Here is a 26,468-nt window from a genome sequence, read left to right as displayed (position 1 = left end):
GCTCCTGTGGTCGGCGTGCGGGCACGCTGCGGTGGTCCGGCGACACAACGCCCGATGCGTGCCTCGGGTTCCGAGCCGTGCTCAGCGGCACTCCAGCAGGAGGTCGGCTGCCCCGGATCCCGAGCCACCGTCGCCGTCATCGGGGTCGGTCGAGGCGGCCGGCGCGGGGGTCTCGGAGGTCTTCCTGCCGTCGTCCCACGCGGAGCTCGCATCTCCCTCGGCGGTGACGGACAGCGGGCGGTCGTTCCGGATATCGTCCCACATCTGCTCCGCCTCGGGCAGGAGCTCCACGTCGAGGAAGTCCGGGGTGTACTGCCAGGGGACCGTCGCGAAGGTGATCTCGCCGGGATCGATGCCGCGCAGCGCGTAGGCAAGACCGATGATGTACGAGGTATCCGCCAGCTCGGGATCCATGGTGAGCGACTCCGCCGCCGCGCGCACGAACTGTGTGAGATCGCCCACGTCGGTGAGCAGGTTCTTCGCGAGCACCGTCCTCGCCACCTGGCTGAGCAGCTGCTGCTGCCGGGTCACCCGTTGGAGGTCGGAGCCGGAGACGCCGCCGACCTCCGCCTTCCTGAGCCGGGCGTAGCCGAGCGCCTCGTGACCGTCGAGGATCTGCGGCCCTGCCTCGAGGTCGAGGTCGGCCTCGCGGGAGACGATCCTGGTCGGGATGCACATGGGGACCCCGCCGATCGCGTCGACCATGCGGATGAAGCCGTCGAAGTCCGCGACGGCGTAGTGGTCGATGTAGACGCCGGTCAGCTGCTCGACCGTCTTGATGGTGCACGCCGCGGCCTCGGCCGCGTTGCCCTGCGCGCCCCCGTTCGAGAACGCGATGTTGAAGTCGCCGGTGCCGCCCGGGTGGGTGCCGCCGTCGAGGTAGGTGCACTCCGGGATCTCCACCTGGGCGTCGCGCGGGATCGACACGGCGTCGATGCGGGTGCGGTCACCGGAGACGTGGACCAGGATGGTCGTGTCGTTGCGCATGCCCTCGACGTCGCCGCCGCCCACCGCCTGGTTGCCGGCGCCGATGCGCGTGTCGGACCCCATGAGGAGGATGGTCAGCGGTTCGCCCGCCGCACCGTCGGTCGGCGTCGCCGACTTGCTCGGGCGGGCGCCGACGATGTGGTCGACGTCCTGCGCGTTGGCGGTGAGGGTGGTGTCCAGCTGGGTGACCAGGGTGTTCGCGTACACCGCGAGGAACCCGAGGACGGCCACCCCGGCCATGGCGCCCCACCACAGCCATCGGCGCCACCTGTCGCCGCGGGAGTGCCGCGCCGCGACCAGCACCTCGTCGAGCATCGTCCGCCTCCGGCCCCCGTCCTGCCGGTCAGTGTAGGCGTGGGCGAGCGCGATCCCGGCCGCGCCCCACCGCGGCTCGGAGATGCTCGACGCGCGCATCACGGCGCTATGGCGCGGTGCCGGGCGGCGGGGCCGCGCGACACGCCCGGGCGCGCGTGCGGGACCGTCGTGACGGATCGCGCACTTCGACTTGACGGGGCGTGCTTACACGGGTGTAATTCCTCTAGGCGGGAGGTACGTCCCGTCAGCGAGATCGGCAGTTCTCGTGGTGAACGGAGGTGGGGGCCATGTGGAATATCTACGACGGTTCGATGCCCTCCGACGCAGGCAAGCCGGCCTCGACGCTCGCGTCGGTGGTCGACATCTTCGACGGGACGGACGATGACGGTCCGCTCTCGTGGCAGGAGCGCGCGCTGTGCGCCCAGACCGATCCCGAGGCGTTCTTCCCCGAGAAGGGCGGCTCGACCCGCGAGGCCAAGAAGGTGTGCGCGTCGTGCGACGTGCGCTCCGAGTGCCTCGACTACGCGCTCGCGAACGATGAGCGCTTCGGCATCTGGGGCGGCCTCTCCGAGCGTGAGCGCCGCAAGCTCAAGCGGCGCGCTGTCTGAGCGGAGAGTCTGCGTGGGAGCGCGATGAGCTCTGCGCGCCTGCTGGTGCGCGCCGTCGTCGTCTCCGACGGTCGCTCCACCCTGCTTCCCGAGGTGCTCGCGGCCGTGGCCGCCCAGTCGGTGAGACCCGACGTCGTGCACGTCGTGACCCCCGCCGGCGAGGACCACGGGGCGGCGCCTGAGGGCCTCGAGGTCGACCGGAGCGTCGACCTGGCCGCCGACTACGGCGCGTCCGTCGACGCGGTGCTCGCCGCCCATCCCGCGCACTCCCGCGAGCTGCTGTGGCTGCTGCACGACGACACCGCGCCGCTGCCCGACGCGCTGGCGCTGCTGGTCGCAGCGGCGAAGCGGCGGACGGCCGCGGCGGTGATCGCCCCCGCGCAGGTGCGGTGGGACGACACGAGCAGGCTGGTGGGTCTCGGCATCAGCACCACCCGGGTGGGCGCCCGCCGCATCGACCTGGTCGACGAGGACGACATCAACCAGGGCCAGTACGACGAGCGCGAGGACGTGCTCGGGGCCTCGCTCGCGGGTGCGCTCGTGCGGCGGGAGGCCTGGGAGCGGCTCGGCGGTGTCGAGCCCGCGTACCGCGGCTACGGGTCCAGCCTGCATCTGTGCCGCCGCGCCTGGAGCGCCGGCGACGACGTCGTGATCGTCCCGACCGCGCTGATGCGCCATGCGCAGGAGGGCCTCGACGGCCTGCGCCATGGCGGCCGCGGCCGCGCCGCGACGTACGGGCTCCGGCGCACCGGCGAATGGCTGCACGCGCTGTCCTGGAGCCGGCTGCCCTGGGTGCCGCTGCTGCTCGTGTGGATGTTCCTCTCGGCGCTGGCGCGCGCGGTGCTCCGGATCGCGCAGAACGAGTCCCGGATGGTCGGGGCCGACCTGGCGGTGCCGTGGCGCGTGCTCGCGCGCCTGCCCGCCGTCCCCGGCATGCGCGCGCGGATCCGCCGCGGCGCGTCGCGCCCGCGCTCCGCCGTGCGGCCCTTCCTGGTGGGCGTCCGTGGCGTCGGGACGCACGTGAGGTCGCGCGAGCTGCGCGCCTACGACCGCTGGAAGGCGGCGTCCGCGCCCACCGACATGGTCGCGCAGGAGGTCGCGGCGGCAGGCCTGCGGCGGCGTGCGGCGCTGGGCGGCGTGCTGGTCGCGGCGATCACGGTCTCCGTGCTGCTGCACGGCACCTGGCTGCGCGCGCTTATCGGCGGGCGCATGCTGGCCGGCGAGGCGCTCGGGGTGACCGACGTGCCGCTGTCGTACCTGTGGGAGCGCACCTGGTCGGGCTGGACCGTCGAGGGCCTGGGCGCCCCCGCGACCGACGGGGCGTTCGCCGCCCTGATGCTCCCCGCCGCCGCCCTCCCGGGCGGGACCCGCGTGTGGATCGGCTTGCTGCTGGGTCTCGGGGTCGCCCTCGCGGCGATGTCCGCCTGGTTCGCGTCGGGCGCCGCGACGCGCTCGCTGTGGGCACGCGCCCTCATCGCGCTCGCGTACGGGCTCTGGCCCCTGCACCTCCAGGCGATCTCCGACGGCCGCGTGGGCGCGGTCGTCGCCCACGTGATGCTGCCGTGGGCCGCGCTCGCGATCGCGCGGGCGGCGGGCTGGCACCGCGGCGAGGCGGTGGGCGACGGCGAGGAGCACCCGCCGGTGCGGCTCGCCTCCCCGAGCGCCGCCATGGGCGCCGCGTTCTCCTCCGCCGTGATCGTGGTCGCGGCGCCGGTGCTCCTGGTCCCGCTGGTCGCGGTCATCGTCGTCGCGGGCGCCTTCGCGCGGAGTGCGCGCTGGCGCGTGTGGACCGCGGCGGCGGCGCCGTTGATCGTCTCCGGGCCGGCGCTGGTCGCCGCCTGGGAGGCGGGGCCGCTGACGTCGCAGGCGTGGGCGATCCTCGCGCGCGAACCCGGACCCGCGCTGGCGTCCGGCGTCACGGCGCCGTGGCGCATCCTGCTGGGCCTGACCGACCATTCGCGCGGGGTGCCGGGCCTGGACCTGCCGGGCACGCTGGTGGTCGGAGCGGTCGGGCTCGCGGTGGTCGCCGCGGCGGCCCTCGCGCTCCTGTCCGGACGGGCGCCCGCGCGCGTCGCCGCCGGTCTCGGCGTCGCCGCCGTCGGGCTCACGGTGGCCGTCGCCGCGCAGCGCACCGTGGTGGTGCCCGCGACCGCGACGGGTGCGGAGGCGAACGGCTTCGCCGGCCCCGGCAGCTCGCTCATGGTGCTCGGGCTGCTCACCGCCGTCGCCGCGGCATCGTTCCGCGCGTGGGACGCCGGCGCGGGGCGGGCGCGCGCCGGCCGCCGGCTCGCGCTCTCGCTCGGGATCGTCGCCGCGTGCGGCGTGATCGCCGCCGCGGTGGTAGTCGAGGCCTGGCCCGGGCGGGCCGAGCGGGGCGACGTGCACCCCGTCGACGCCCGGGTGCTGCCGCTGGTTGCGACGCTCGAGCAGGACCTGCCGACCCGCCAACGCGTCCTGGTGGTCGCCGACACCGACGCGGGCGTCCGCTACTCGCTGCTCGAGACCGACGGGACCGTGCTGCTAGCCGGTCGCGCCGACCGCGCGCTCGACGGGTCGCTCCTCGCCGGAGGCTCCGATCCGGGGCAGGTGCTCGAGCCGCTGGTCACCCTGCTGGCCGGCTCGGGGGCGACCGCGCAGCAGCCGCTCGCCGACTGGGGCGTCGGCGTCGTGGTCGCGGCGCCCGGATCGACGCAGGTCGGCGGCGCGCTGAGCCAGATGGCCGGGCTGCGGCTGATCGGCGCGAGCGAGTACGGCACCAGTTATCGGGTGCCGCGCACGGCGGGCGATGCCCCCGTCTCGCGCGCCTGGATCGAGACGGGCGGCACCGACGCGGTGGTGCTCGACGCCGACGGCCGGGGAGGCGAGGTGGTCACCGAGGGTCTCGAGGAGGGCCGCCTGATCGTCGCCGTACCGGACGCCGACGGGTGGCAGGCGTCCGCCGACGGCGTCGCGCTCGAGCGGGTCGACGATGCGCTGGGGCGGGTGGCGTTCGCGGTCCCGGCGGGCGCCGCGCACGTCGCGTACGAGTACGAGGACCGCACCTACCGGGTGTGGTGGTGGGCCGCCGTCGTCGCCGTCGGATGGGCCATGATCGGCATGATCCCGCTGCACGACCGGCGGCACAGGGCGGTGAGACGATGACGATGCGGTGGAGCCGGGTCGGCGCCGTGCTCGCCGGCGCGGCGGTGGTCGCGGCGGCGGCCCTCACGGGCGCGATCCCGGCGGGCGAGCCGCTCGCGTCCGCGCCCTACCAGGGCGAGGTGACGCCCGACCAGCAGCCGCTCGCCTGCCCGGGCCAGGTCGAGATCCCCGTGGGCCAGATCGAGTCCGGCGACGCCGCGCTCGACTCGGGCTCGGACGACGTCGCCTACGATGCCGAGGGGGAGGACCGCCAGGGGGCCGGGGCCGGCTTCACCACCGGCGCGGACACCGGGGCCTCGGTCGAGCGGGTCGGCGGCGGCGACGTGGCGGGCCTGGCGGCGGCCGGCTGCACGGCGCCGTCGCAGGAGCAGTGGCTGGTCGGTGGATCGACCGCGCTCGGGTCGAGCGCCCGGCTGGTGCTCACCAACCCGACCGAGGCGTCGACCGAGGTCACGGTCACCTACTACGGCCCCCTGGGGCAGGTCGACGACCGCACCGTCGTGTCCGTCGCCGCGGGCGGGCAGCAGGACCTGCTGATCGAGGGGGTCGCGGCCGAGACGGCGGCGCTCGTCACCCGCGTGACGGCGACGGGAGCCGGCGTGGTCGCGGCGATCCAGGACTCGCGGCTCGACGGCTTCCAGCCCGCCGGCACCGACTGGGTGGTCCCCTCGGCCTCTCCCGCCCGCTCGCTCGTGATCGCGGGTGTGGGCAGTGCCGCCGACGGCGCCGAGACGCTCCTCCGCCTGATGGCCCCCGAGGGTGCGACCCTGGATCTGGCGCTGCTCACCGGACAGGGCGCCGCGACGTGGGGAGGGGTGAGCGCCCTCGAGCTCGAGCCCGGCGTCGTGACGGAGGTCGTGGTGCCCCAGGTCGACGCGGGCGCGATCACCATCGAGGCCGACGCGCCGGTCACGGCCGCCGCGATGGTCCGCGTGCCGCGCGCGGTGATCGACGGCCCGCGCGACGCGCAGGCCTGGGACCTCGCCTGGTCGCCCGCGCAGGCGATCGCGGACGGCATGCCGAGGTCCGTCCGTGTCGGCGAGCACACCACGGCCGTGGTGGTCTACGCGCCCACGGTCGGCACCTTCACCCTCACCGACGCGTCGGGTGCGGAGGTGGTGAGCCGCACCCTCAGCGCCGGCACCGTCGCGTCCCTCCCGCTCGACGTGGCCGCCGGCACGGAGCTCACCGGGACCGCCGGGTTCGCGTGGGAGCTCGTGCTGGAAGACTCGCCGGGCTTCGTCTCCCGGCTGACGCCGCGTCGAACCGATGTCGAGCCGATCGGCGTCGACGTCACGCGCGGCGCGTACGTCGAGCCGTCCTGACCGGGATCAGGTGCCGTAGTCGGGGTCGACGTCCTCGGGTGCGATGCCGAGGACGTGGGCGACGTGCTCGGCCAGGACGTCGCGCACCAGGGCGGGGAGGTCGCCCGGCTCCACGCGCTGCTCGATCGGTCGTCGGTACAGGACGATCCGGGTCGGCTGGCCGAGCTCGGCGGGGAACAGGCGTCCGAGGGGCACGCCGTCCTCCCACGGCGTCGGGTCGGAGGGCGGAACGTCCTCGGACCCGAACTCGATGCGCCCCCACTCGCCTCCCCACCGCGCCGCGAGGCGTTCCGCGGCATCGGCCAGCGCGTCGTCGAAGCGCTCGGCGCGGGTGCGATGCCCGGGTGCGCCGAACGGGAGCAACGGGCGGCGCAGGCCCCGCCCGTGGCGGTCGCGGCGTGACATGGTGCGAGGCTACCGCGACCCCGGCGTGGCAGCGCCCGCGCGCCGCGGCGGCGGGGTAGCGTCTCGAACCGTGATGGCAACCCGGCAGTGCTCGCGGAGCTCGTGCGCCCGACCCGCGGCGGCGACGCTCACCTACGTGTACGCCGACTCGACCGTGGTGGTCGGTCAGCTGTCCGCGACGGCGGAGCCGCACTCCTACGACCTGTGCGCGCATCACGCCGACCGCTTCACCGCGCCGCGCGGCTGGGACGTCGTGCACATCCAGGCCGAGTACGTCGAGCCCGAGCCGTCGACCGACGACCTCGAGGCGCTCGCCCGGGCCGTGCGCGAGGCCGGCCGGCCGCGGCCCGCCGCGACCTTCACCGTGCCGGCGCCGGTGGCGTCCGAGCCGCGCCGCGGGCACCTCCGCGTCATCTCGACCGACGGCTGAGGACCCCCTAGCGGCCGGGTGGGGGCGTCCCGCTAACCTAAGGGCGTGACCGACGCACCTGATCTCAGCGCCCTCATCAAGTCCTACGACGTCCGCGGCATCGTCGGCGACACGTTGACCGCCCCGGTCGCCCGCGCGATTGGCGCGGCCTTCGCCGACGCGATCGTGCTCCCCGAGGGGGGCACCACGGTAGCGATCGGCCACGACATGCGCGACAGCGGGCCGTGGCTCGCCGACGCGGTGGCCGAGGGGCTGACGCGGCGCGGGGTCGACGTGGTCCGCATCGGGCTGTGCTCGACCGACGGCCTGTACCACGCCTCGGGCGCGCTCGACCTGCCCGGCGTCATGATCACCGCGAGCCACAACCCGGCGGAGTACAACGGGATGAAGATGTGCCGCTCCCGCGCCCGGGCGGTGGGCGAGAACTCCGGTCTCGCCGACGTCCGCGAGACCGCCGCACGCTACCTGGTCGAGGAGCCGCCGGCGGCCGAGACGCCCGGCACGGAGTCCACGCGCGACATGATCGGGGAGTACGGGGCCTTCCTGCGCTCGCTGGTCCCTCTCGACGGCATCCGGCCGCTCAAGGTCGTGGTCGACGCGGCGAACGCGATGGCCGGGTACACCGTGCCCGCGGTGCTCGGCACCGAGGCGGGCCTCCCCGGTCTGCCCCTCGAGATCATCCCACTGTACTTCGAGCTCGACGGCACCTTCCCGAACCACGAGGCGAACCCTCTCGACTCGTCGACGCTCGTGGACCTGCAGGCCGCCGTCAGGGAGCACGGCGCGGACATCGGCCTGGCGTTCGACGGGGACGCGGACCGCTGCTTCGTGATCGACGAGCGCGGCGAGGTCGTGACCCCGTCGACCATCACGTGCCTGGTGGGCCTGCGGGAGACCGCGCGCGAGCTCGCATCCGGCGGCCAGCCCACCGTGATCCACAACCTGATCTCGTCGCGCGCGGTGCGCGAGCAGCTCGCGGCCGCCGGAGCCACGCCGGTGCGATCGCGCGTCGGCCACAGCTTCATCAAGGCGGAGATGGCGCGGCTCAACGCGATCTTCGGCGGCGAGCACAGTGGCCACTTCTACTTCCGTGACTTCTGGTACGCCGACTCGGGCATGATCGCGGCCATGCACGTGCTCGCCGCGCTGGGCACCCAGGACCGACCGCTGTCCGAGATGCTCACGGCGCACGACCCGTACGTCGCCTCCGGGGAGATTAACTCGAAGGTCGACTCGGTCCCCGCGGCGCTCGCCCGCGTGAAGGAGGCGTTCGTCACCGACGACGTCTACTCCGACGAGTTCGACGGCCTCACCGTCGAGCACTGGCCCGCCCCGGGCGAGGGTGAGCGCTGGTGGTTCAACGTGCGCCCGTCCAACACCGAGCCGTTGCTGCGGCTCAACTCGGAGGCCGACGGCCAGGAGCTCATGGAGCGCATGCGCGACCGCGTGCTCGCGGTCATCCGGCAGGGCTGACGTGTCGACCGAGGGCGGCACCAAGGCTGTCGTCGCGGCGCTCAGCGCGAACCTGGGGATCGGCGTCACCAAGTTCGCGGCATGGGCGCTCACCGGCGCGTCCTCGATGCTCGCGGAGGCGATCCACTCGGTCGCGGACTCGGGCAACCAGGTGCTGCTGCTGGTCGGCGGCAAGGCCGCGAAGCGCGAGGCGACGCCCGAGCATCCGTTCGGATTCTCGCGGTACCGCTACTACTACGCGTTCCTGGTCGCCGTGGTGCTCTTCACCGTCGGCGGCCTGTTCGCGCTGTACGAGGGCTGGCACAAGTGGCACGATCCGGAGCCCATCGAGTCGTGGCAGTGGGTTCCCATCGCCGTGCTGGTGATCGCGATCGTGCTCGAGGGGCTCTCCTTCCGCACCGCGATCCGCGAGTCCAACAAGATCCGCGGCAACGTCGGCTGGGGCAGGTTCATCCGCCGGTCGCGCTCGCCCGAGCTGCCGGTGATCCTCCTCGAGGACTTCGGCGCGCTGATCGGCCTGGTGTTCGCCCTGTTCGGGGTGTCGATGACCCTCGTCACTCACGACGGCCGCTGGGACGCGGTCGGCTCGGCGGCGATCGGGCTCCTGCTCGTCACGATCGCGATCGTGCTCGGGAGCGAGACCCGCGAGATGCTGCTCGGGGAGTCGGCGACCGACGAGGACCTGGCGAAGATCCGCACCGCGCTCGCGGAGGGCGGCTACCCCGACGTCATCCACCTGCGCACCTCGCACCTCGGCCCCGAGGACATCCTGCTGGCGGTCAAGGTGGCCGCGGAGCCGGAGGCCTCCCTCGCGGAGATCGGCGAGCGGACCGACAGGGCCGAGGCGCTGGTCCGTGCGGCCGTCCCCGCGGTCCGGCTGATCTTCATCGAGCCCGACGTCCGTCACGCCGAGGAGCCGACGGATCAGTCCACGTCCGGGATGCCGTAGGGCAGGCGGCGCAACGCGTCGCCGTCGGCCTCGGCCCGGCTCATCCGCGCGGACTCGAGGATCCACTCGCGGTCGCGTCGCTCCGTGAGGACCGCCGCGATGAACGCCTCGGGGTGGGTGCCCGCCGGCGGGGGCGGCGAGACATGGGTCGCCATGCGCCCGCTCAGCAGCGTTCCCAGGCGCACCCGGGAGGGCGCGTGCATCCGGTCGGCTCGCGCGAGGAACATGCGGCCCGTCAGCGCCAGGCCGTCCGGCAGCCGGGTGATGTCCGCGGTCCGCGCCCACTCGCCCAGCCCGGGCGGCATGGACAGGGGCGGCAGGGCCGTGCGGCTGCCGCGGGTGCGCATCGCGTAGGTGCCGGCCAGATGATCGCCGATCCGCTTGCCGCGCGCCCCGAGCACCGAGACGGTGACCGCCAGCGTGCCGACCGTGCCGTAGATCTCGAGCACGCCGAGGAGGGCCCGGGTGAGCGCGTGGCGGACGGACACGGGGCCGCCGTCGTCACGGACGACCCGCAGGCCCGCCGCCCAGCGGCCGACCGAACGGCCCCGGGACAGGGTCTCGACCGTGGTCGGCACGATCACGAGGCACGTCACGGTCCAGCCGATGACGAGCACGCGCGCCCATGCATCGTCGACCGCGGGCAGGAGCTGCCCCACCAGCCCGAAGCCGGCGGCGTAGAGCACCAGGACCACGAGCATGTCCAGGGCGCCGGACAGGATCCTCAGCGTGACGGGGGCCGCGCCCGAGTCGAGCACCACGCCCTCGCCGATGAGAATCTGGTCCTCGTCGTCCACGCTCTCCTCCTCCTCGGGCTCCTGTGGCATCGTAGCGGCGTGGACATCGACTCCTTCAGCGCCTCCCGTGAACGCCGCTGGGCGCGGCTGAAGGAGCTGGCGGGCGCACGTCGCCTGTCAGGCGCGGAGGCCGACGAGCTCGCCCGGCTCTACCAGGCGACCGCGGGTGACCTGTCGACGGTGAGATCCGCCGCACCGGAGCCGACCCTGGTCTCGCGGCTCTCGGTGGTGCTCGCCTCCGCGCGGGTGTGGCTGACCGGCGCCCACACCGCGTCGACGCGAGAGGTGGCGCGCTACCTCCTCGTGGGCCTGCCGGCGGCGCTCCACCGGGTGCGCTGGTGGGCGGTCGCGGTCACGCTCGCCGTGGTGGTCATGGCGTTCGTCTCGGGCTGGTGGACGGTGACCCACGAGGACGCCCTCGACCTGGTCGGGCCGCCGGAGGTGCGCGCCGCCATCGCGCAGGAGGAGTTCGCCAGCTACTACACCGAGTACGACTCGACCTCGTTCGCCGCCACCGTGTGGACCAACAACGGCTGGCTCGCGGCGCAGTGCATCGCGTTCGGCATCACGGGCGTCTACCCCCTGTTCCTGATGTACAACACCGTCCTGCAGCTCGGCGTGGCGGGCGCGATCATGGCCGAGGCGGGGGCGCTCGACATCTTCTTCCAGCTGATCATGCCGCACGGGCTGCTCGAGCTCTCCGCTGTCTTCGTCGCCGCGGGCACGGGGCTCCGCCTCTGCTGGACCATGCTCGTGCCCGGGCCGCGGCCGCGGTCGCGGGCGCTCGCCGAGGAGGGGCGGGCGGCGGTCGGCGTCGCGATCGGGCTGGTGATCGCGCTCTTCCTGTCGGGACTCATCGAGGGCTACGTGACGGGATCGCTGATGCCCTGGTGGCTCAAGATCGTGATCGGCGTCATCGCGGTCACCGCGTTCTGGATGTACATCTTCGTGGCCGGGCGCGCCGCGACGCGCGCGGGCGCCACCGGTGATGCGGAGGGCGACTTCGCGACGGACCAGGTGGCCCTCGCGGGCTGAGCCCCGTGCGCACCGTCCGGGGTGGAGGAGCCGACGTCAGAGCCGGCCGGCCGCCTTGAGCGCCAGGTAGCGGTCCGTGACGTCGGGCGCGAGGGAGTCCGGTGCGGCGAGCACCACCTCGGCGCCGAGCCGGCGCAGCTGCGCCGCGACGGCCTCACGCTCGAGCAGCGCCCGGGCCGCGGCGCCGGCCGCGTAGGCGGCCGCCGCATCGTCCCGGCCGGCCGCCATCTCGGCGACCTCGGGGTCCTCCACGGAGGCCACGAGCACCTGATGGTGGCGCTGCAGCGCCGCGACAGCGTCGAGCAGTCCGGAGTCCGTCGCGGACGTGTCGACCGTGGTGAGCAGGACCACCAGCGCGCGCTGGGACACCCGCGACTGGGCGAGCCGCAGCAGCGCGGGCCAGTCGGGCTCGAGCAGCGAGGGCTCGACCGTGGCGAGCGCCTCGGCCAGCAGCGGCATGATCTGCTCGCCGGTGGCGGCGGCCCGGGCGCGCTCGGAGCGGTCGAACGCCGTCGCCTGCACCCGGTCGCCCGCGCGGGAGGCCAGCGCCGCGAGCAGCAGCGCGGCCTCGATCGACGCATCGAGCCGCGGGGCGTCGCCGACCCGGGCCGCGGACTGGCGCGCGCAGTCGATCGCGATCAGCACCCGGCGGTCGCGCTCGGGGCGGAAGGTGCGCACCAGCACCTCGCCCCGGCGGGCGGTGGAGCGCCAGTCGATCGCGCGCACGTCGTCCCCGATCACGTACTCGCGCATCGAGTCGAACTCCGAGCCCGCGCCCTTGAGGCGCACCGCGGTGCTGCCGTCGATCTCGCGCAGCCGCTTGAGCCGCGACGGCAGGTGCTTGCGGGACGCGAACTCCGGGAGCACGCGCAGGCGCGCCGGGACCTCGACCGAGCGCTGGCGCCCCGCGAGCCGCAGCGGACCCGCGGTCCGGATGGTGACGGGACCCGCGTGCCGGTCGCCCCGACGCGTCGGGCGCATCGCGGTGGCGAACGTCGCCGCCTCGCCGGGGCCGAGGTCGAACCGGTGTCGCGTCCGCGCGGCTCCCGCGGACGGCTGCCATGCGTCGCGGAGGACGCCGCGGACCCGTCGTCGGCCGCCGACGTGCCCCGCGACCAGGCGGGTGGACGTCGGCTCGGTCAGCCGCACGGAGGCGGGCGCCTCGCGCCGCACCCCCACCGTCGCGGTGCGGGGCGCGAGCCACGCGTCGAGCAGCGCGAGCAGCGCGACGCCGAGCATCCACGCGAACGCCACGCCGCGCGACTGGGACAGCGCCGCGGGGACCGCCCCGAGCGCCGCGAGCGCGACCGTCCAGCCGGTGAGGTACATCAGCGCGGGACGGGGACCGTCGCCAGCACGGACGTGAGCACGGAGGTCGCGGTGACGCCCTCGAGCTCGGCCTCGGCGCGCACCTGGATGCGGTGGGCGAGGGTCCAGGCGGCGAGGGCCTTGACGTCGTCCGGCGCGACGTAGGTCCGCCCGCGCATCCACGCCCACGCGCGCGACGTCGCCATCAACGCGGTCGCGCCGCGCGGCGAGACGCCCAGCGCCACCGAGGGCGCCTCGCGCGTGGCCCGGCAGACGTCGACGATGTACCGGAGCACGTCGTCCGAGATCTCCACCTGCGCGGACTCGCGGCGGCCCTGCTCGAGGTCCTCGGCGCTCGCGACCGCCGAGACGCCCGCCGCGGCCAGATCGCGCGGGTCGAAGCCGGCGGCGTGGCGGCGCAGCACATCGGTCTCGGAGTCCCGGTCCGGCAGCGCGACGGGGAGCTTCAGCATGAAGCGGTCGAGCTGCGCCTCAGGCAGGGGGTAGGTGCCCTCGTACTCGACGGGGTTCTGGGTCGCGAGCACCAGGAACGGCGTCGGCAGGGCGCGCGCCTCGCCGTCGACGGTCACCTGCCGCTCCTCCATCGCCTCGAGCAGCGCGGACTGCGTCTTCGGGGGCGTGCGGTTGATCTCGTCGGCGAGCAGCAGGTTGGTGAAGATGGGTCCCTCGCGGAACGAGAACGCCGCGGTGCGGGCGTCGTAGACGAGCGAGCCCGTGACGTCACCGGGCATGAGGTCCGGCGTGAACTGGACGCGCGACGTGTCGAGGCCGAGCGACGCGCCCAGGGTGCGCACCAGCAGCGTCTTCGCGGTGCCGGGCACGCCCTCGAGCAGCACGTGCCCGCGGCAGAGCAGCGCGATCACCAGGCCGGTGACGATCGGATCCTGTCCCACCACGGCCTTGCCCACCTCGGTCCGGAGGCGACCCAGAGCGTCCCGGGCGGACGATGCCGCGGGAGCCTCGGACGCCGGGCCGGGCGGCGGTGCGCCCTCGGAGGATGGTGCGGTGTCGGGCATGTCGGTCACGGTCGGTGTACCTCGCTTTCGAGAGCGTCGAGTGCGGTGAGGAGCGTGAGCAGGGCGGCGTCGTCGGCCGGCGGGGCGCCGTAGAGGAGGGCCTCGATCTCGGCGGTCGAGCGGCCGGTCGCGCGGCGGATGGACTCCACGAGGTCGGCCCGGCCGGCGGTGCGCGGGACGCCGATGCGGCGGGCGATCCGGGTGGCGGTCGCGGCGCGCAGCGCCGCCGCGGAGCGGCCGGTCGCGCGCGCCCGGCGGTACAGCCGGGCCCGACCGCGGGTGGCCTCGGATGAGCGCACCACCACCGGCATCGGCTCGCGCACGAGCGCCCCGAAGCGTCGGCCGCGCCAGATCGCGGCGAACACCAGGGCGAGGCCGAGCGCGTACAGCGCGGTGCCGGTGCCCGGGGGCAGGAAGTCCGGGCTGGCCTCGAGCTCGCTGAGGGTCTCGCGCCCGACGCCGCCGTCGCCCGAGCCGCCGCCCGCATCGTCCCCCGCCCAGGTGAGCAGGGTCGGGTCGAAGCCGTCCGCGACGTACCAGACCAAGTCGGGGTGCCGGCCGGTGACCCGCAGCGCGAGCGCCGCGTGGCCCAGGTCCGCCAGCCGGCCGTTGGTGACCAGGCCGGTCGAGGCGATCACGGTGAGCGTGCGGGCGCCGTCCTCGACGCGGGCCATCGCCCCCGCGCCGTCGCGCTGGGCGAAGCAGACCGTGACGTCCCCGCCCGCGGTCGCGCGCACGCCGAGGTGGTCGACGCGGACCTCGCCGGCGGCGACGGCGTCGGGATCCTGGCACGCCGCGTCCGCGACCTCCGGGAGGAACCCGAGCGCGGTCTCGACGGGGAGGCCGAGCGCGGCGAACGCGGAGTCGTCCGCTCCGAGCAGCACCAGGTCGCCCGGGTAGTCGGCCAGCGAGCCGAGCTGCCCGGACGTGAGCAGCTCGGGGTTCGCGACCACCACGGTGGTGGCAGCGGGGTCCGCGATGCCCGCGCGGCTCAGGCGGTCGATCTGCGTCACCTCGACGTGATGCTGCCGGAGGATCTGGGCGAGCGCGCGGGTCCCCGTGTCGGTGGAGTTCTCCGTCGACAGCGGCGTGTAGTCGCTGGGGCGGGACGTCACCACCAGCAGCGCCACTATCGCGGCGAGCAGCACCACCGCGACGATCCAGGGGCGGCCGCCGCGGGCCCGTGCCGCGATCCCCGGCCCGGGGTCAGTGGTCACCAGCGACTCGCGTCCGACGCTCACGTCACCACCGCCTTCGCCGTCGACGCGCGCTCGAGCGTCGCCCGTGCGTGCGCGTACGCCTCCGGTCCCGCGCCTCCGTGTCCGTACCGGATGCGGTCGAACACGTCCGCGTCGACGGCGAGGGGGACCGCGAGCTCCGCGAGGGCGCGGCCGCCCAGCTCCGCGGCCTCGTGGGCGGTGAGGCCGGGGGTCAGGTCGATGAGGGAGCGCTCGGCCAGCCGGCGGATGGTCGCCCGATAGGCGTGCATGGTGGCCGTCGCGAAGTCCCCGGCCCGCGCCGCCCTGTCGGCGTCGTCATCGAGCGCGGCCGCGTCGCGGTCGTCGTCGAAGAGCTCCGCCTCGACCGTGCGTCGGCGGTTCCGGCGGAGCGGACCCACGACGAGCCACACGATCAGCGCGAGCACCGCGGCGACCAGGATCCCGATGCCGATCGCGCCCCACGGGCCCACGGCGCCGCCGACCCCGTCGCCCAGACCGTCGAGGAGCCGGGAGAACCAGTCCAGGACGCGGGCGAGCCAGGACTCCCCGCCGCTCGCGTACTCGTCCTTGGCGAGCTCGTCCACGGCCCAGCGGCGTGCCTCGTCCGCCCCCGGCACCACCGGGGGCTCGATCACGCTCACGGTCGCTCGCTCACGCGCGGCGGCTCGCCTCCGCGGCCTCCGCGAGGGTCAGGTCGAAGCCCTCGTGGCGGATGCGCAGGTCGATGTGCAGCAGCGTCAGGAGCGAGCCCAGGTACGAGTACGTGAGGACGTACGAGACGACCATCCCGACGCTCACGGCCAGCACCGCGCCGATCGCGATGAGCGTGAGGTTGTCCGGCGCCGCGATCCCGACCACCAGCGCGCCGATCGAGCCGATCTGCTGGAACACCCCCGCGACCATCGACACGATGAGCGAGGACACGAACAGGATCAGCACCGTCCACCAGAACCGGCCCTTGATCAGGCGCAGCACGCGGCGCACGGCGTCGATCGGACCGCGCTTCTCGAGCACGATCACGGGGCGCGCGAGCCCGCTGAAGAGGCCGATGAGGAAGGCGACCGGGATCACGGCGACCCACAGCAGCAGGGTGAGCCCGACGCCGAGCCCGAGGGAGTCGTCGGAGGCGCCGGCCATCAGCATCGGCACCAGCGCGATGCCGAGCACCAGCGCGCCCGCGCCCGCGGTCATCAGGTAGAGCAGCAGCAGCGAGCCCAGCCGCTCCCGGACCGCGGCGAAGGCCTGCGACAGCCGGATCCGCTCGCCGAGGACGGCGCGGGCGACGGCCGGGGCCACCACCGCGCTCGACAGCAGGTCCGCGAGGAGCATCGCGATCACGGCGATCCCTCCGACCAGCACCGTGGACGGCTCGATGCCGCCCAGGTCGGACGTCGGGTCGAGGATCGCGAGCGAGGGGTCGGTGAACAGGAGCCACATGAAGGCGGCCGTCGCGAGCGTCGCCACGAGCGTCAGCAGCAGGGGCCCGCCGAGCACCACCCCGCGGTTGAACCGCATCGCCTTGAACGGCACCGACAGGAAGTCGCCGAAGCTCAACGGTCGCAGCGGCATGATGCCCGGCTGCCAGGAGCGGTAGGTGGGCGCGGGCGCCGGCGCCGCATGAGGCGTAGGGACGATGCCGGGGGCCGGGGGAGCGGCGCTCGGCGGGCCCCCGGGGGGCACGTAGGGCGGGGGGTAGGACGCCGCCGCGGGCGGTCCGACCGGGGGCCCCGCCGGGGTCGGCGCGCCACCGGGCGCGGCCCATCCCGAGGTGCCCTGCTGGTCCGTCATCCGCGCGCTCCCCCCGGTCGATGCGCCCCATCCTGCCACGCCTGCATGGTGCGGTCGGGGGGCGTCGGCATAATGGGTGCATGACGGCGAAGATCCTGGTGGTCGACGATGACCCTGCCGTGGCGGAGATGCTTGGCATCGTGCTGCGCGGGGACGGTTTCGAGACCGTGTTCTGCGACCACGGCGACGAGGCGGTGGGCGCGTTCCGCGCCACGAACCCCGACGTCATCCTGCTCGACCTGATGCTGCCCGGGAAGAGCGGCATCGACATCTGCCGGGAGATCCGCGCGGAGTCGGGCGTGCCGATCATCATGCTCACGGCGAAGTCCGAGACGGTCGACGTGGTGCTCGGGCTCGAGTCCGGGGCGGACGACTACGTGCCGAAGCCCTTCAAGCCGCGCGAGCTGATCGCGCGCGTCCGCGCGCGCCTGCGCCGCAACGACAACGCGACGCCGGCGGTGGTCAGGGTCGCGGACCTCGAGATCGACGTCACCGGGCATCGGGTGATGCGGGACGGCGAGCTGATCCCGCTCACACCCCTCGAGTTCGACGTGCTGGTGACCCTCGCGCGCACCCCGGGTCAGGTCTTCACCCGCGAGGTGCTGCTCGAGGACGTGTGGGGCTACCGGCACGCCGCCGACACGCGGCTGGTCAACGTCCACATCCAGCGGCTGCGCGCCAAGATCGAGCGCGACCCCGAGAACCCGGAGATCATCGTCACCGTCCGCGGCGTGGGCTACAAGGCGGGTGGCATCGGGTCGTGAGGCTCACCCCGCGCTCGCTGTGGGCCAACCTGGCGTCACGGCCGCGCCGGGTCTGGCGCAGGTTCCGCGGCTCGCTGCTGCTCCGGGTGGTCGCCACCACGCTGGTGCTGGGCCTCACGGCGGTCGGCATCATCGGCGCCGCCATCTCCTCGCAGATCCGCGACGGGCTGGTCCAGACCCGCGTCGACCGGATCCTCGCGGAGACGGCGCGCGACGCGGACTCCGCGCAGCAGACCGTGGACGCGTCGACGGCGGAGACCCCCGGCGACCTGCAGCAGCTGGTCAACGACCTGTTCGACGGCCTCGGGACGCTGGGCGGCGACACCCGCGGACTGGTCCTGCTGCGGGACCCGACCAACACGTCCGGCGTGCTGCTCTCGACGCCGGTGACGTCCACCGACCTGGTCGGGGTGATCAGCCCCGAGATGCGGGAGGCCGTGGAGTCCGACGTGACCCAGCCGTGGCAGTTCGTGGAGATGCCGGGGACGGGAGACCCGGGCGTGGTCGTCGGGTCGATGATCACGATCCGGGTCGCGGGGGACTACGAGCTCTACTTCGTCTACTCGCTCGCCGACGAGGCCGCGACCCTCAGCCTCATCCAGCGTGTGCTCGGCGCTGGCGCGGTCGCGCTCATGATCCTGCTCGGCCTGCTCACCCTCCAGGTGTCGCGCCAGACCGTGCGCCCCGTCCGGCAGGCGGCGCGGGTCGCCTCGCGGTTGGCGGAGGGCATCCTGTCGGAGCGCATGACCGTGCGGGGTCAGGACGAGATGGCGACCCTTGCGCGCACCTTCAACGAGATGGCCGAGTCGCTGCAGCGCCAGATCACCCGGATGGAGGAGCTGTCGCGGCTGCAGCGACGCTTCGTGTCCGACGTGTCGCACGAGCTGCGCACGCCGCTCACCACCATCCGCATGGCCTCCGACGTCCTCCACGACGCCCGCGAGGGCTTCCCCCCGGCCGTGGCGCGATCGGCCGAGCTGCTCGACGCGCAGATCGACCGTTTCGAGACCCTGCTGTCCGACCTCCTCGAGATCTCGCGCATCGACGCGGGCGCCGCGCAGCTGGAGTTCGACGACATGTCCCTCGCCGACGTGGTGCGCGACCAGACGGAGGCGATGGTGCCGGCGGCTCGCCGCGAGGGCGTGGAGCTGCGGCTGTGGGTCGCCGCGGGCGACCACGTCGCGTCGATGGACCGGCCGCGGGTCGCGAGGATCGTCCGCAACCTGCTGTCGAACGCGATCGAGCACGCCCAGCGCCGGCCCGTGGACGTCGTGGTCGCGTCGAGCAAGCGAGCGGTGGCGGTGGTGGTGCGCGACTACGGCATCGGCCTGACGCCGCAGCAGGTCAACCGGGTGTTCGACCGGTTCTGGCGCGCGGACGCGGCGCGCGCCCGCACCATGGGCGGCACCGGGCTCGGGCTCTCGATCGCGCGCGAGGACGCACAGCTCCATGGCGGCAAGCTGGAGGCGTGGGGGCTGCCGGGCAAGGGGGCGAGCTTCAGGCTCGAGCTGCCGCGCACCTCGCGCGGGCTCGGCCAGCATCCGCCGCTGCCGTTGGTGATCGCGGAGCTCGACTACAACACGATCGCGACACGGGTCCCACTCGAGGCGGACCGCAGGGAGGTGAACCGGTGAGGCTACGGCTGGCGGCATGGGCGGCGGTGATCGCGGTCGTCCTCGCGGCATGCGCGACCATCCCGACGTCGGGTCCCGTCAACGAGGGCGGAGGGCAGGTCGAGAGCGTCGACCCGTTCGTCCCGTTCGCCGAGGGGCCCCGCGTCGACGACCCGGTCACCGCGATCGTGTCGGGCTTCATCCGCGCGACCGCGGCGGGCTTCGCCTCCGACTTCTCCGTGGCGCGCGAGTACCTGACGGCCGAGGCCAGGGCGTCGTGGGACCCGCTCGCCCAGATCACGGTGTTCGACTCGGGCGCCCTCACGCCCGACTACGACGAGGCCGCCGGCACCGTGGTCTACGCGGTCCCTGTCGCGGCGCGGCTGGACGGCGCGGGCCGCATGGTCGAGGCGGCCGACGGCACGCAGACGCAGCTCAAGTTCACCATGGCGCAGGATGACGAGGGCCAGTGGCGGATCGCCGAGCTCGACGACGGCTCGCTGCTCGCCGAGGCGAACTTCACGCGCCTGTTCCAGTCCGTCAGCCTGATCTTCGCGACGCCGGACCAGTCGGCGGCGGTCCCCGAGCTGCGGTGGCTGCCCCTGACGAACGTCGCGACGTGGGCGGCCCGCGAGCTGGTCGCGGGGCCCTCGGCATGGCTGGCCGCCGGGGTGGCCACCGGCTTCCCGGCCGGCTCCGCGCTCGCCGTCGACTCGGTCGTCGTGACGGACGGGGTCGCCGCCGTCGGGCTCACCGGCGAGTCGGCCGGCAGCGCGGACGAGCGGGCGCTCGCGCTCGCGCAGCTCCGGCTCACCCTGACGGCGCTGCCCGGCATCCGTGATGTCACCGCGAGCGTGGGCGGGGTGCCGCTGTCCGCCGAGGAGGCGGACCTGTCGCGCGATCCGATCGCCGACCCGCTCGCCGCGGTCATCGCAGGCGGGCGGCTGGGCCTGTGGGACGGCGACGCGCTGCGGGTCACCGCCGAGGACGCGGGAGCGGTGCCCGACGGCGCGGACGCCCTCGCCCTCGCCTACGACGACGCCCGGGTGGCGTACCGCATCGGAGGCACGCGCATCGTCGTCTCCGACGCGCTCGCCGGCGGCGTCGACTCGCTCCAGGACTACGACGCGGACCTCGCGACGCCGACCGGGAGCATCGCCGCAGAGCCCGTGCTCGAGGGCAACAGCCTGCTCGCACCCAGCTTCGACCGGTTCGGATGGCTGTGGAGCGCGGAGGCCTCCGACCCCACGCGGCTCATCGCGGTCGACGGCGTGGGCGGCGTGCTGCGGCTCGACACGCAGTGGCTCGCCGGCCGCGTGCCTGTCGGGCTGTCGGTGTCCCGCGACGGATCCCGCGTCCTGGTGGTCTCCCGCGCGGGCTCGCAGACGGTGGTCGAGGTGGCCGCCGTGGTGAGGGCCGACGGCGGAGAGCCCGTGAGCGTCGGCGAGCCCCTCGCCGTGGGCGCGAACGTCCGCGAGGTGGCCGACGCGATCTGGGTGGACGACCTCACCGTCGGACTGCTCGGCACGCGATCGGGCGACGAGACGGTGCCGCTGTGGCTCGCGACCGTCGGCGGCAGGACCACCGAGGACTCGACGGTGCCCGACGCCGTCGCCATCTCCGCCCGGCACGGTGACCGGTCGATCACCCTGGTCTCCGCGGACGGCGCCGTGCGCGAGCGCGCCGGCACCGGGTGGGCGGGCATCGCGACCGGGATCCAGGACCTCGCGTACGCGGGCTGATGTCCACGGCCGGGTCCCGGGCCCGGCCGGTGCGCGCCGCGGGCGCCTGGGGGCGCTGCGTCGTGCTCGCGCGCGCCATCCTGGTGGGATGCGGATGGCCGGTGTGTGGCGATCGGCGGTGGGCGCCGCGCGGCTCGCGCTGCCGGTCGACTGCCCGGGCTGCGACGCCCCCGACGAGCGCTGGTGCGAGGAGTGCCGAGCGCCCTGGTGGGAGGAGCCGGTGCGGTGCGAGACGTCCGCGGCTCGCCTCGAGGTGCTCGACCCGCCCCTGCCCGCCTGGTCGATCACGGTGCTCGAGGGATCGGCTCACGGCACCGTCTCCGCCTGGAAGGACGGTGGGCGGCGCGACCTCGACCGCGACCTGACGGCGGCGATGCGCCGCGCCGCGGCGGTGGTGGCCGCCGCGCTGGCCGCCGCCTGCGGGGAGGTCGACGTGGTGCCGTGCCCCGCGCGCGCGGCGCACACGCGTCGGCGTGGCGCGGACCTTCCGGGCCTGCTCGCGCGGGGCGCCGCGGCCGGGCTCCGTGACGCGGGAGTCTCGGCATCTCCCCGGAGCCTGCTGCGTCCCGCGCGGGGACGTTCACGCGGAGCGGGGGATCGCGGGCGCTGGCGCGGCGAGGCCCCGGTCGCGCTCGCGGCGGTCCGCGGGCCGATGCGACCCGTGCTCCTGGTGGACGACGTGGTGACCACCGGGGCCACCCTCGCGCGCGCGGCCCAGGCGCTTCAGGCGGGCCCCGCGGTGCCCGTCGGGGCGCTCCTGCTGGCCGTCGCGCCGGGGGTGCACAGTCGGCAGGGGAGCGCGCTACTGTAGGAGGTCCAGGACGATGATCGTCGAACACCTTCCAGGCGAGGAGGTGATGTATCAGGCGCGAGAAGCGCCGCCCCTCCCTTGCCCCTGGCCGCCGAGCGGTCACAGTGAGAACAGAAGGAGTTTTCGTCATGGACATCGCCATCGTCGGACGCCACACCAAGGTCTCCGAGGACCTCCGCCAGAAGATCTTCGAGAAGATGGAGAAGATCGAGACGCTCGCGCCGCGGGCGACTCGCGCGGACGTCCATGTGGTCCATGAGAGGAACCCGAAGCACGGAAACGAGCGCGAACGCGTCGAGATCACGGTCCGCGGAGGCCGGGTCGTGCGCGCGGAGGCGTCGGCCGAGGACCGCATGATCGCCCTCGACGCCGCCATCCAGAAGCTCGTCGAGCAGCTGCGCAAGCTGCATGAGCGGAAGGTTCACCGTCACCAGGGCAAGACCGGGCTCCACTCGGTCCCGCCGGCGCCCGAGCCGGCGGAGGGCGACGAGCGGGTCGCGAGCGTCGAGGCGTGGGAGGGTGCCCCCGAGGGGTCGCACCGCGAGATCCCCATCGACGGCACCCCGATCGTCATCCGCTCGAAGACGCACGCCGCGCCGCCGATGACGGTGGCCGACGCGCTCGACCACATGGAGCTGGTCGGCCACGACTTCTTCCTGTTCCACGACGCGGACACCGGGCTCGCCTCGGCGGTCTACCGGCGCCGCGGCTGGACCTACGGGGTGATCCACCTCGAGCAGTCCGACGCCGGCGTCCAGGCGGAGGAGGCGGAGCGCGAGAGCGCCTGATCGCATCGTCCCGACGGGGCCGCACCACCGGATAGGTTTCGGGGGTGCGGCCCCGTCATTTCCTCTCCGTGGTGCTGGCGGCGACCCTGTGGGGCTTCGGCGGCATCACCGGCACCCTGCTCGGCGACCACGCTGGGATCGGCGCCCTGTCGATCGCCATGTGGCGGATGCTGGTCGCGGGCGTCGCCCTGCTCGCTTACCTCGCGGTCCGCGGCACGCTGCGGCGCCTGAGCGCGGCCCAGTGGCGCCGCGCGTTGCTCACCGGTGCGCTCACCGCGGCGTTCGAGGCCTGCTACTTCCTCGGGATCTCGTACTCGTCCGTGGGCCTGTCGACGCTCATCGGCATCGGCTCCGCGCCCGTGTTCGTCGCCGCCTACGACTGGGCGACCGACCGCCGGCGGCCGCCCGCGACCACGCTGATCGCGCTGGCCCTCGCGCTCGGCGGGCTCGCGCTGCTGCTGAGCGGGTCGCTCGACACCGGGCGGAACGGGCCGCTCGGCGCGCTGATCGCGCTCGGCGCGGGAGCCACGTTCGCGGCGATCACGGTGGTCAACCGCCACGAGGTGCCCGGCCTCGGGCCCGTCGAGCACACGGCCTTCGCCTTCACCTTCGGCGGCCTGCTGCTGGTCCCCGCCGCGGCCGCGACGGGCATCGGCGCCGCGTCTGACGGCTACGGATGGGCGCTGACCATCGCCATGGGCGTGCTCATCACCGCGCTCGCGTATGTCGCGTACCTCACGGGGCTGCGGTCCGTTCCGCCGTTCGTCGCGACCATCGTGGCGCTGCTCGAGCCGCTCGTCGCCGCCATCGCGGCGGCGCTCATCTTCGCGGAGAGGCTCGGCCCGCTCGGCATCGTGGGAGGCCTCCTGCTGGGCGCGGCGGTGGTCCTGTTGCGCCCACAGCGAGACGAGCCCGAGTCCCTCCACTGACCGCCTACGATGGTCGGGGACTAACGACGGTACGCGAGGAGCGAGACGTGGCACTGCTGGACCGGATCATCCGTGTGGGCGAAGGGCGCGAGCTGCGCCGCCTCGAGAAGGTGGTGACGCTCACCAACGCCCTCGAGGAGGCCTACCAGGAGATGTCCGATGAGGAGCTCCGCGCGCTCACGGACGAGTTCAAGGAGCGCCGGCAGGGCGGCGAGAGTCTCGACTCCCTGATGCCCGAGACCTTCGCGGCCGTGCGCGAGGCCGCGCGACGGACCCTCGGGATGCGCCACTTCGACGTCCAGATCATGGGTGGCGGCGCGCTCCACCACGGCAACATCGCGGAGATGAAGACCGGTGAGGGCAAGACCCTGGTCGCGACGCTGCCCGCCTATCTCAACGCCCTCGACGGCAAGGGCGTCCACATCGTCACGGTCAACGACTACCTTGCCGGCTACCAGTCCGAGCTGATGGGCCGCGTCTTCCGGTTCCTCGGGATGACCACCGGCTGCATCGTCGCGAACCAGACCCCGGAGGTGCGCCGCCAGCAGTACGAGGCGGACATCACCTACGGCACCAACAACGAGTTCGGCTTCGACCACCTGCGCGACAACATGGCCCTCCAGCCGGCCCAGCTGGTCCAGCGGGGCTACCACTACGCGATCGTCGACGAGGTCGACTCGATCCTCATCGACGAGGCGCGCACCCCGCTCATCGTGTCCGGGCCGGCGTCCGCGGACAACAACCGCTGGTACGTGGAGTTCGCGCGGCTGGTCAAGGAGATGACGGCGGGCGAGGACTACGAGGTCGAGGAGAAGAAGCGGGCGGTCGGCATCCTCGAGCCCGGCATCGACAAGGTGGAGAAGGCGCTCGGGATCGAGAACCTGTACGACCCCGCCAACACGCCGCTGATCGGCTTCCTCAACAACGCCATCAAGGCGAAGGAGCTGTTCAAGAAGGACGTCGACTACGTGGTCCAGGGCGGTGAGGTCGACATCGTCGACGAGCACACCGGGCGCCTCCTCAAGGGTCGTCGCTACTCCGAGGGCCTCCACCAGGCGATCGAGGCCAAGGAGCGCGTGCCGATCAAGGCGGAAAACCAGACCTACGCCTCGATCACGCTCCAGAACTACTTCCGCCAGTACGAGAAGCTCGCGGGCATGACCGGAACTGCCCAGACCGAGGCCGCGGAGCTGCACTCCACCTACGGCATGGGCGTGATCCCGATCCCGACCAACCGGCCGATGATCCGCGCCGACCAGTCGGACCTGCTCTACAAGAACGAGGCGGCCAAGCTCACCGCGGTGATCGACGACATCCTCGAGCGCAACGCCAAGGGCCAGCCGGTGCTGGTCGGCACGGTGTCCGTCGAGAAGTCGGAGAACCTGTCCAAGGAGCTCCGCAAGCGCGGGATCAAGCACACCGTCCTGAACGCCAAGCAGCACGCCCAGGAGGCGGCGATCGTCGCCGAGGCGGGACGCAAGGGCGCCGTCACCGTCGCCACCAACATGGCCGGCCGCGGCACCGACATCATGCTCGGCGGCAACCCCGAGTTCCGCGCGGTCGCCCAGATGCACGAGCGCGGGCTCGACCCGAAGGAGAGCCCGGAGGAGTACGAGTCGGTCTGGAAGGACGTCTTCGCGGCGGCGCAGGAGGAGACCGCGGCCGAGCGCGACGAGGTGCTCGAGGCGGGCGGCCTCTACGTCCTGGGCACGGAGCGTCACGAGTCGCGCCGCATCGACAACCAGCTGCGCGGCCGCTCTGGCCGCCAGGGCGATCCCGGCGAGAGCCGGTTCTACCTGTCGCTCGAGGACGACCTGATGCGGATGTTCCAGTCCGGCCTCGCGTCCACCGTGATGAACTCGGGCGCGCTGCCGGACGACATGCCGATCGAGTCCAAGGTGCTGACGCGCGGCGTGCGCAGCGCGCAGGCCCAGATCGAGGGCCGCAACCACGAGATCCGCAAGAACATCCTCAAGTACGACGACGTCATGAGCGACCAGCGCAAGGTGATCTTCGCGGAGCGCCGGCGCGTGCTCGACGGCGAGGACCTGCGCGAGCAGATCCTGACCTTCGTCGAGGACGTGGTCTCCGACGACGTGCGCTCGTCCACCGCGGTCGGATCGCCCGACGACTGGGACCTCGAGGCGCTGTGGAAGGACCTCCACACCGTGTACCCCGTGAGCCTCACGCGCGACGAGCTGATCGAGGAGGCCGGCGATCTCTCCGGGCTGTCGACGGCGTTCCTCGAGCGCGAGCTGGTCGCCGACGCGAAGGTCCAGTACGAGGTGGTCGAGGAGCGCATCGGCGCTGAGATCATGCGTCAGGTCGAGCGGCAGGTGCTGCTGCAGGTCCTCGACTTCAAGTGGCGCGAGCACCTGTACGAGATGGACTACCTCAAGGAGGGCATCGGCCTGCGCGCGATGGGTCAGCGCGACCCGCTGATCGAGTACCAGCGCGAGGGCTTCCAGCTGTTCGAGGCGATGACCGATGCGATCAAGGAGCAGGCCGTGTCCATCCTGTTCCGCGTCGAGAAGCGCGAGAACCAGGCGCCGGTGACGCCCGACTCCGCGGCTCAGGTCGCGCAGGCCAACGCCGCCGCGCAGGCGAACGCGGTGGCGCAGGCCCGCACGCAGGGCGCGGCCAACCCCGCGCAGCGTCTCGCCGGCGGCGGTGCGGCCACGGCCGCCGGACCGGCCGGCCAGCGCCTGGTCGCGACCCCGGCCACGGGCACCGCGGGCGGCCCCGTCCGGTCGACGATGGGCGCGATGACGTTCTCCGGTCCGTCGCAGGACGGGACGGGCGCGGCCACGATCGAGAAGGGCCCGTCGGGCCTCAAGCCGTGGGAGGACGGCCGCGTCTTCGAGGGCGCCGGCAAGAATTCGCCGTGCCCCTGCGGCTCGGGCCGCAAGTACAAGATGTGCCACGGCAGGAACGAGGAGGGCGCGGAGGCCTGACGGCCCCGAGCCTCGGGGGGGGGGGGGGCCCCCCCCCCCGGGCGCCCCC

General features: G+C 73.9%; 22 protein-coding genes. 14 read left to right on the top strand and 8 right to left on the bottom strand.

Features of this window, described 5'->3' with window-relative positions:
- Positions 1-81 precede the first annotated feature (81 nt).
- Entirely contained in the window at positions 82-1,401 is a 1,320-nt protein-coding gene (locus QQX10_RS08915) for an LCP family protein (protein WP_301119874.1), read from the bottom strand.
- 188 nt (positions 1,402-1,589) lie between these two features.
- On the opposite strand from QQX10_RS08915, the gene QQX10_RS08910 reads away from it, so the two are divergent.
- The 3 genes from QQX10_RS08910 to QQX10_RS08900 are packed head-to-tail and all read left to right on the top strand — an operon-like array spanning position 1,590 to position 6,376.
- Entirely contained in the window at positions 1,590-1,910 is a 321-nt protein-coding gene (locus tag QQX10_RS08910; RefSeq protein ID WP_301119876.1) for a WhiB family transcriptional regulator, read from the top strand.
- Positions 1,911-1,934: 24 nt separating this feature from the next.
- Positions 1,935-5,051: a glycosyltransferase gene (locus QQX10_RS08905; protein WP_301119879.1), complete on the top strand. Its 3,117-nt coding sequence runs from the start codon at positions 1,935-1,937 to the stop codon at positions 5,049-5,051.
- Positions 5,048-6,376: a DUF5719 family protein gene (locus QQX10_RS08900; RefSeq protein ID WP_301119881.1), complete on the top strand. Its 1,329-nt coding sequence runs from the start codon at positions 5,048-5,050 to the stop codon at positions 6,374-6,376. The genes QQX10_RS08905 and QQX10_RS08900 overlap by 4 nt, the downstream gene beginning before the upstream one ends.
- A 6-nt stretch (positions 6,377-6,382) precedes the next feature.
- On the opposite strand, the gene QQX10_RS08895 is transcribed toward QQX10_RS08900, so the two are convergent.
- Entirely contained in the window at positions 6,383-6,781 is a 399-nt protein-coding gene (locus QQX10_RS08895; RefSeq protein ID WP_301119884.1) for a metallopeptidase family protein, read from the bottom strand.
- A 73-nt stretch (positions 6,782-6,854) separates the two neighbouring features.
- Here QQX10_RS08895 and QQX10_RS08890 point away from each other — a divergent pair, with 73 nt between their 5' ends.
- The 3 genes from QQX10_RS08890 to QQX10_RS08880 are packed head-to-tail and all read left to right on the top strand — an operon-like array spanning position 6,855 to position 9,633.
- Positions 6,855-7,211 (top strand): DUF3499 domain-containing protein, encoded by a 357-nt coding sequence (locus tag QQX10_RS08890; RefSeq protein WP_436968556.1) that lies wholly within the window; start codon positions 6,855-6,857, stop codon positions 7,209-7,211.
- Between the two features lie 45 nt (positions 7,212-7,256).
- Positions 7,257-8,684 carry a phosphomannomutase/phosphoglucomutase gene (locus tag QQX10_RS08885; RefSeq protein ID WP_301119888.1) on the top strand — a complete coding sequence of 476 codons (1,428 nt, stop codon included), beginning with the start codon at positions 7,257-7,259 and terminating at the stop codon, positions 8,682-8,684.
- 1 nt (position 8,685) lies between these two features.
- Positions 8,686-9,633 (top strand): cation diffusion facilitator family transporter, encoded by a 948-nt coding sequence (locus QQX10_RS08880; protein WP_301119890.1) that lies wholly within the window; start codon positions 8,686-8,688, stop codon positions 9,631-9,633.
- On the opposite strand, the gene QQX10_RS08875 is transcribed toward QQX10_RS08880, so the two are convergent.
- Positions 9,609-10,430, bottom strand: a complete 822-nt coding sequence (locus tag QQX10_RS08875) for an RDD family protein (protein WP_301119892.1) — start codon at positions 10,428-10,430, stop codon at positions 9,609-9,611. The genes QQX10_RS08880 and QQX10_RS08875 overlap by 25 nt on opposite strands.
- Before the next feature lie 39 nt (positions 10,431-10,469).
- Between QQX10_RS08875 and QQX10_RS08870 the strand changes: the two genes are divergently transcribed.
- A complete protein-coding gene (locus QQX10_RS08870) occupies positions 10,470-11,465 on the top strand; it encodes a stage II sporulation protein M (protein WP_301119894.1) in 996 nt (331 codons plus the stop codon).
- A 36-nt stretch (positions 11,466-11,501) separates the two neighbouring features.
- On the opposite strand, the gene QQX10_RS08865 is transcribed toward QQX10_RS08870, so the two are convergent.
- Genes QQX10_RS08865 through QQX10_RS08845 form a run of 5 tightly spaced genes read right to left on the bottom strand, consistent with a single transcriptional unit; the run spans position 11,502 to position 16,818 of the window.
- Positions 11,502-12,794 (bottom strand): DUF58 domain-containing protein, encoded by a 1,293-nt coding sequence (locus QQX10_RS08865; RefSeq protein ID WP_301119896.1) that lies wholly within the window; start codon positions 12,792-12,794, stop codon positions 11,502-11,504.
- The gene (locus QQX10_RS08860; protein WP_301119898.1) at positions 12,794-13,810 is read right to left on the bottom strand and encodes an AAA family ATPase; all 1,017 of its coding nucleotides are present in this window, start codon (positions 13,808-13,810) and stop codon (positions 12,794-12,796) included. The genes QQX10_RS08865 and QQX10_RS08860 overlap by 1 nt, the downstream gene beginning before the upstream one ends.
- A gap of 5 nt (positions 13,811-13,815) precedes the next feature.
- Positions 13,816-15,051 carry a DUF4350 domain-containing protein gene (locus QQX10_RS08855; RefSeq protein ID WP_301119900.1) on the bottom strand — a complete coding sequence of 412 codons (1,236 nt, stop codon included), beginning with the start codon at positions 15,049-15,051 and terminating at the stop codon, positions 13,816-13,818.
- A complete protein-coding gene (locus tag QQX10_RS08850) occupies positions 15,048-15,671 on the bottom strand; it encodes a DUF4129 domain-containing protein (protein ID WP_301119902.1) in 624 nt (207 codons plus the stop codon). The genes QQX10_RS08855 and QQX10_RS08850 overlap by 4 nt, the downstream gene beginning before the upstream one ends.
- A gap of 10 nt (positions 15,672-15,681) precedes the next feature.
- Positions 15,682-16,818, bottom strand: a complete 1,137-nt coding sequence (locus QQX10_RS08845; protein ID WP_301119904.1) for a DUF8558 domain-containing protein — start codon at positions 16,816-16,818, stop codon at positions 15,682-15,684.
- Positions 16,819-16,898: 80 nt separating this feature from the next.
- Here QQX10_RS08845 and mtrA point away from each other — a divergent pair, with 80 nt between their 5' ends.
- From mtrA to secA, 7 genes are all read left to right on the top strand, one after another.
- On the top strand, positions 16,899-17,582 hold the full coding sequence (gene mtrA, locus QQX10_RS08840) for an MtrAB system response regulator MtrA (RefSeq protein ID WP_301119906.1): 684 nt from the start codon (positions 16,899-16,901) through the stop codon (positions 17,580-17,582).
- Complete coding sequence (gene mtrB / locus QQX10_RS08835; RefSeq protein WP_301119909.1) at positions 17,579-19,216, top strand: MtrAB system histidine kinase MtrB; 1,638 nt, start codon at positions 17,579-17,581, stop codon at positions 19,214-19,216. Before mtrA ends, mtrB begins: the two co-directional genes overlap by 4 nt.
- On the top strand, positions 19,213-20,937 hold the full coding sequence (locus tag QQX10_RS08830; protein WP_301119911.1) for an LpqB family beta-propeller domain-containing protein: 1,725 nt from the start codon (positions 19,213-19,215) through the stop codon (positions 20,935-20,937). Before mtrB ends, QQX10_RS08830 begins: the two co-directional genes overlap by 4 nt.
- A gap of 88 nt (positions 20,938-21,025) precedes the next feature.
- Positions 21,026-21,748 (top strand): ComF family protein, encoded by a 723-nt coding sequence (locus QQX10_RS08825; protein ID WP_301119913.1) that lies wholly within the window; start codon positions 21,026-21,028, stop codon positions 21,746-21,748.
- A 128-nt stretch (positions 21,749-21,876) separates the two neighbouring features.
- Positions 21,877-22,536 carry a ribosome hibernation-promoting factor, HPF/YfiA family gene (gene hpf / locus QQX10_RS08820; protein WP_301119915.1) on the top strand — a complete coding sequence of 220 codons (660 nt, stop codon included), beginning with the start codon at positions 21,877-21,879 and terminating at the stop codon, positions 22,534-22,536.
- Positions 22,537-22,580: 44 nt separating this feature from the next.
- Positions 22,581-23,465: a DMT family transporter gene (locus QQX10_RS08815; RefSeq protein WP_301119917.1), complete on the top strand. Its 885-nt coding sequence runs from the start codon at positions 22,581-22,583 to the stop codon at positions 23,463-23,465.
- Positions 23,466-23,512: 47 nt separating this feature from the next.
- Entirely contained in the window at positions 23,513-26,419 is a 2,907-nt protein-coding gene (gene secA, locus QQX10_RS08810; protein ID WP_301119924.1) for a preprotein translocase subunit SecA, read from the top strand.
- Positions 26,420-26,468: the final 49 nt, after the last annotated feature.

Origin of the sequence: Demequina lignilytica (assembly GCF_030418305.1) — a bacterium.
In the GTDB taxonomy this organism is placed as follows: Bacteria; Actinomycetota; Actinomycetes; order Actinomycetales; family Demequinaceae; genus Demequina; species Demequina lignilytica.
Note: the sequence above shows the minus strand (reverse complement) of the source record. Positions and strands in the feature narration are given on the sequence as shown.

Coding starts and splice junctions, on each gene's coding strand:
- QQX10_RS08915 (WP_301119874.1), bottom strand. CDS start 1,401: ATGCGCGCGTCGAGCATCTCCGAGCCGCGGTGGGGCGCGGCCGGGATC.
- QQX10_RS08910 (WP_301119876.1), top strand. CDS start 1,590: ATGTGGAATATCTACGACGGTTCGATGCCCTCCGACGCAGGCAAGCCG.
- QQX10_RS08905 (WP_301119879.1), top strand. CDS start 1,935: ATGAGCTCTGCGCGCCTGCTGGTGCGCGCCGTCGTCGTCTCCGACGGT.
- QQX10_RS08900 (WP_301119881.1), top strand. CDS start 5,048: ATGACGATGCGGTGGAGCCGGGTCGGCGCCGTGCTCGCCGGCGCGGCG.
- QQX10_RS08895 (WP_301119884.1), bottom strand. CDS start 6,781: ATGTCACGCCGCGACCGCCACGGGCGGGGCCTGCGCCGCCCGTTGCTC.
- QQX10_RS08890 (WP_436968556.1), top strand. CDS start 6,855: ATGGCAACCCGGCAGTGCTCGCGGAGCTCGTGCGCCCGACCCGCGGCG.
- QQX10_RS08865 (WP_301119896.1), bottom strand. CDS start 12,794: ATGTACCTCACCGGCTGGACGGTCGCGCTCGCGGCGCTCGGGGCGGTC.
- QQX10_RS08860 (WP_301119898.1), bottom strand. CDS start 13,810: ATGCCCGACACCGCACCATCCTCCGAGGGCGCACCGCCGCCCGGCCCG.
- QQX10_RS08845 (WP_301119904.1), bottom strand. CDS start 16,818: ATGACGGACCAGCAGGGCACCTCGGGATGGGCCGCGCCCGGTGGCGCG.
- mtrA (WP_301119906.1), top strand. CDS start 16,899: ATGACGGCGAAGATCCTGGTGGTCGACGATGACCCTGCCGTGGCGGAG.
- QQX10_RS08825 (WP_301119913.1), top strand. CDS start 21,026: ATGCGGATGGCCGGTGTGTGGCGATCGGCGGTGGGCGCCGCGCGGCTC.
- hpf (WP_301119915.1), top strand. CDS start 21,877: ATGGACATCGCCATCGTCGGACGCCACACCAAGGTCTCCGAGGACCTC.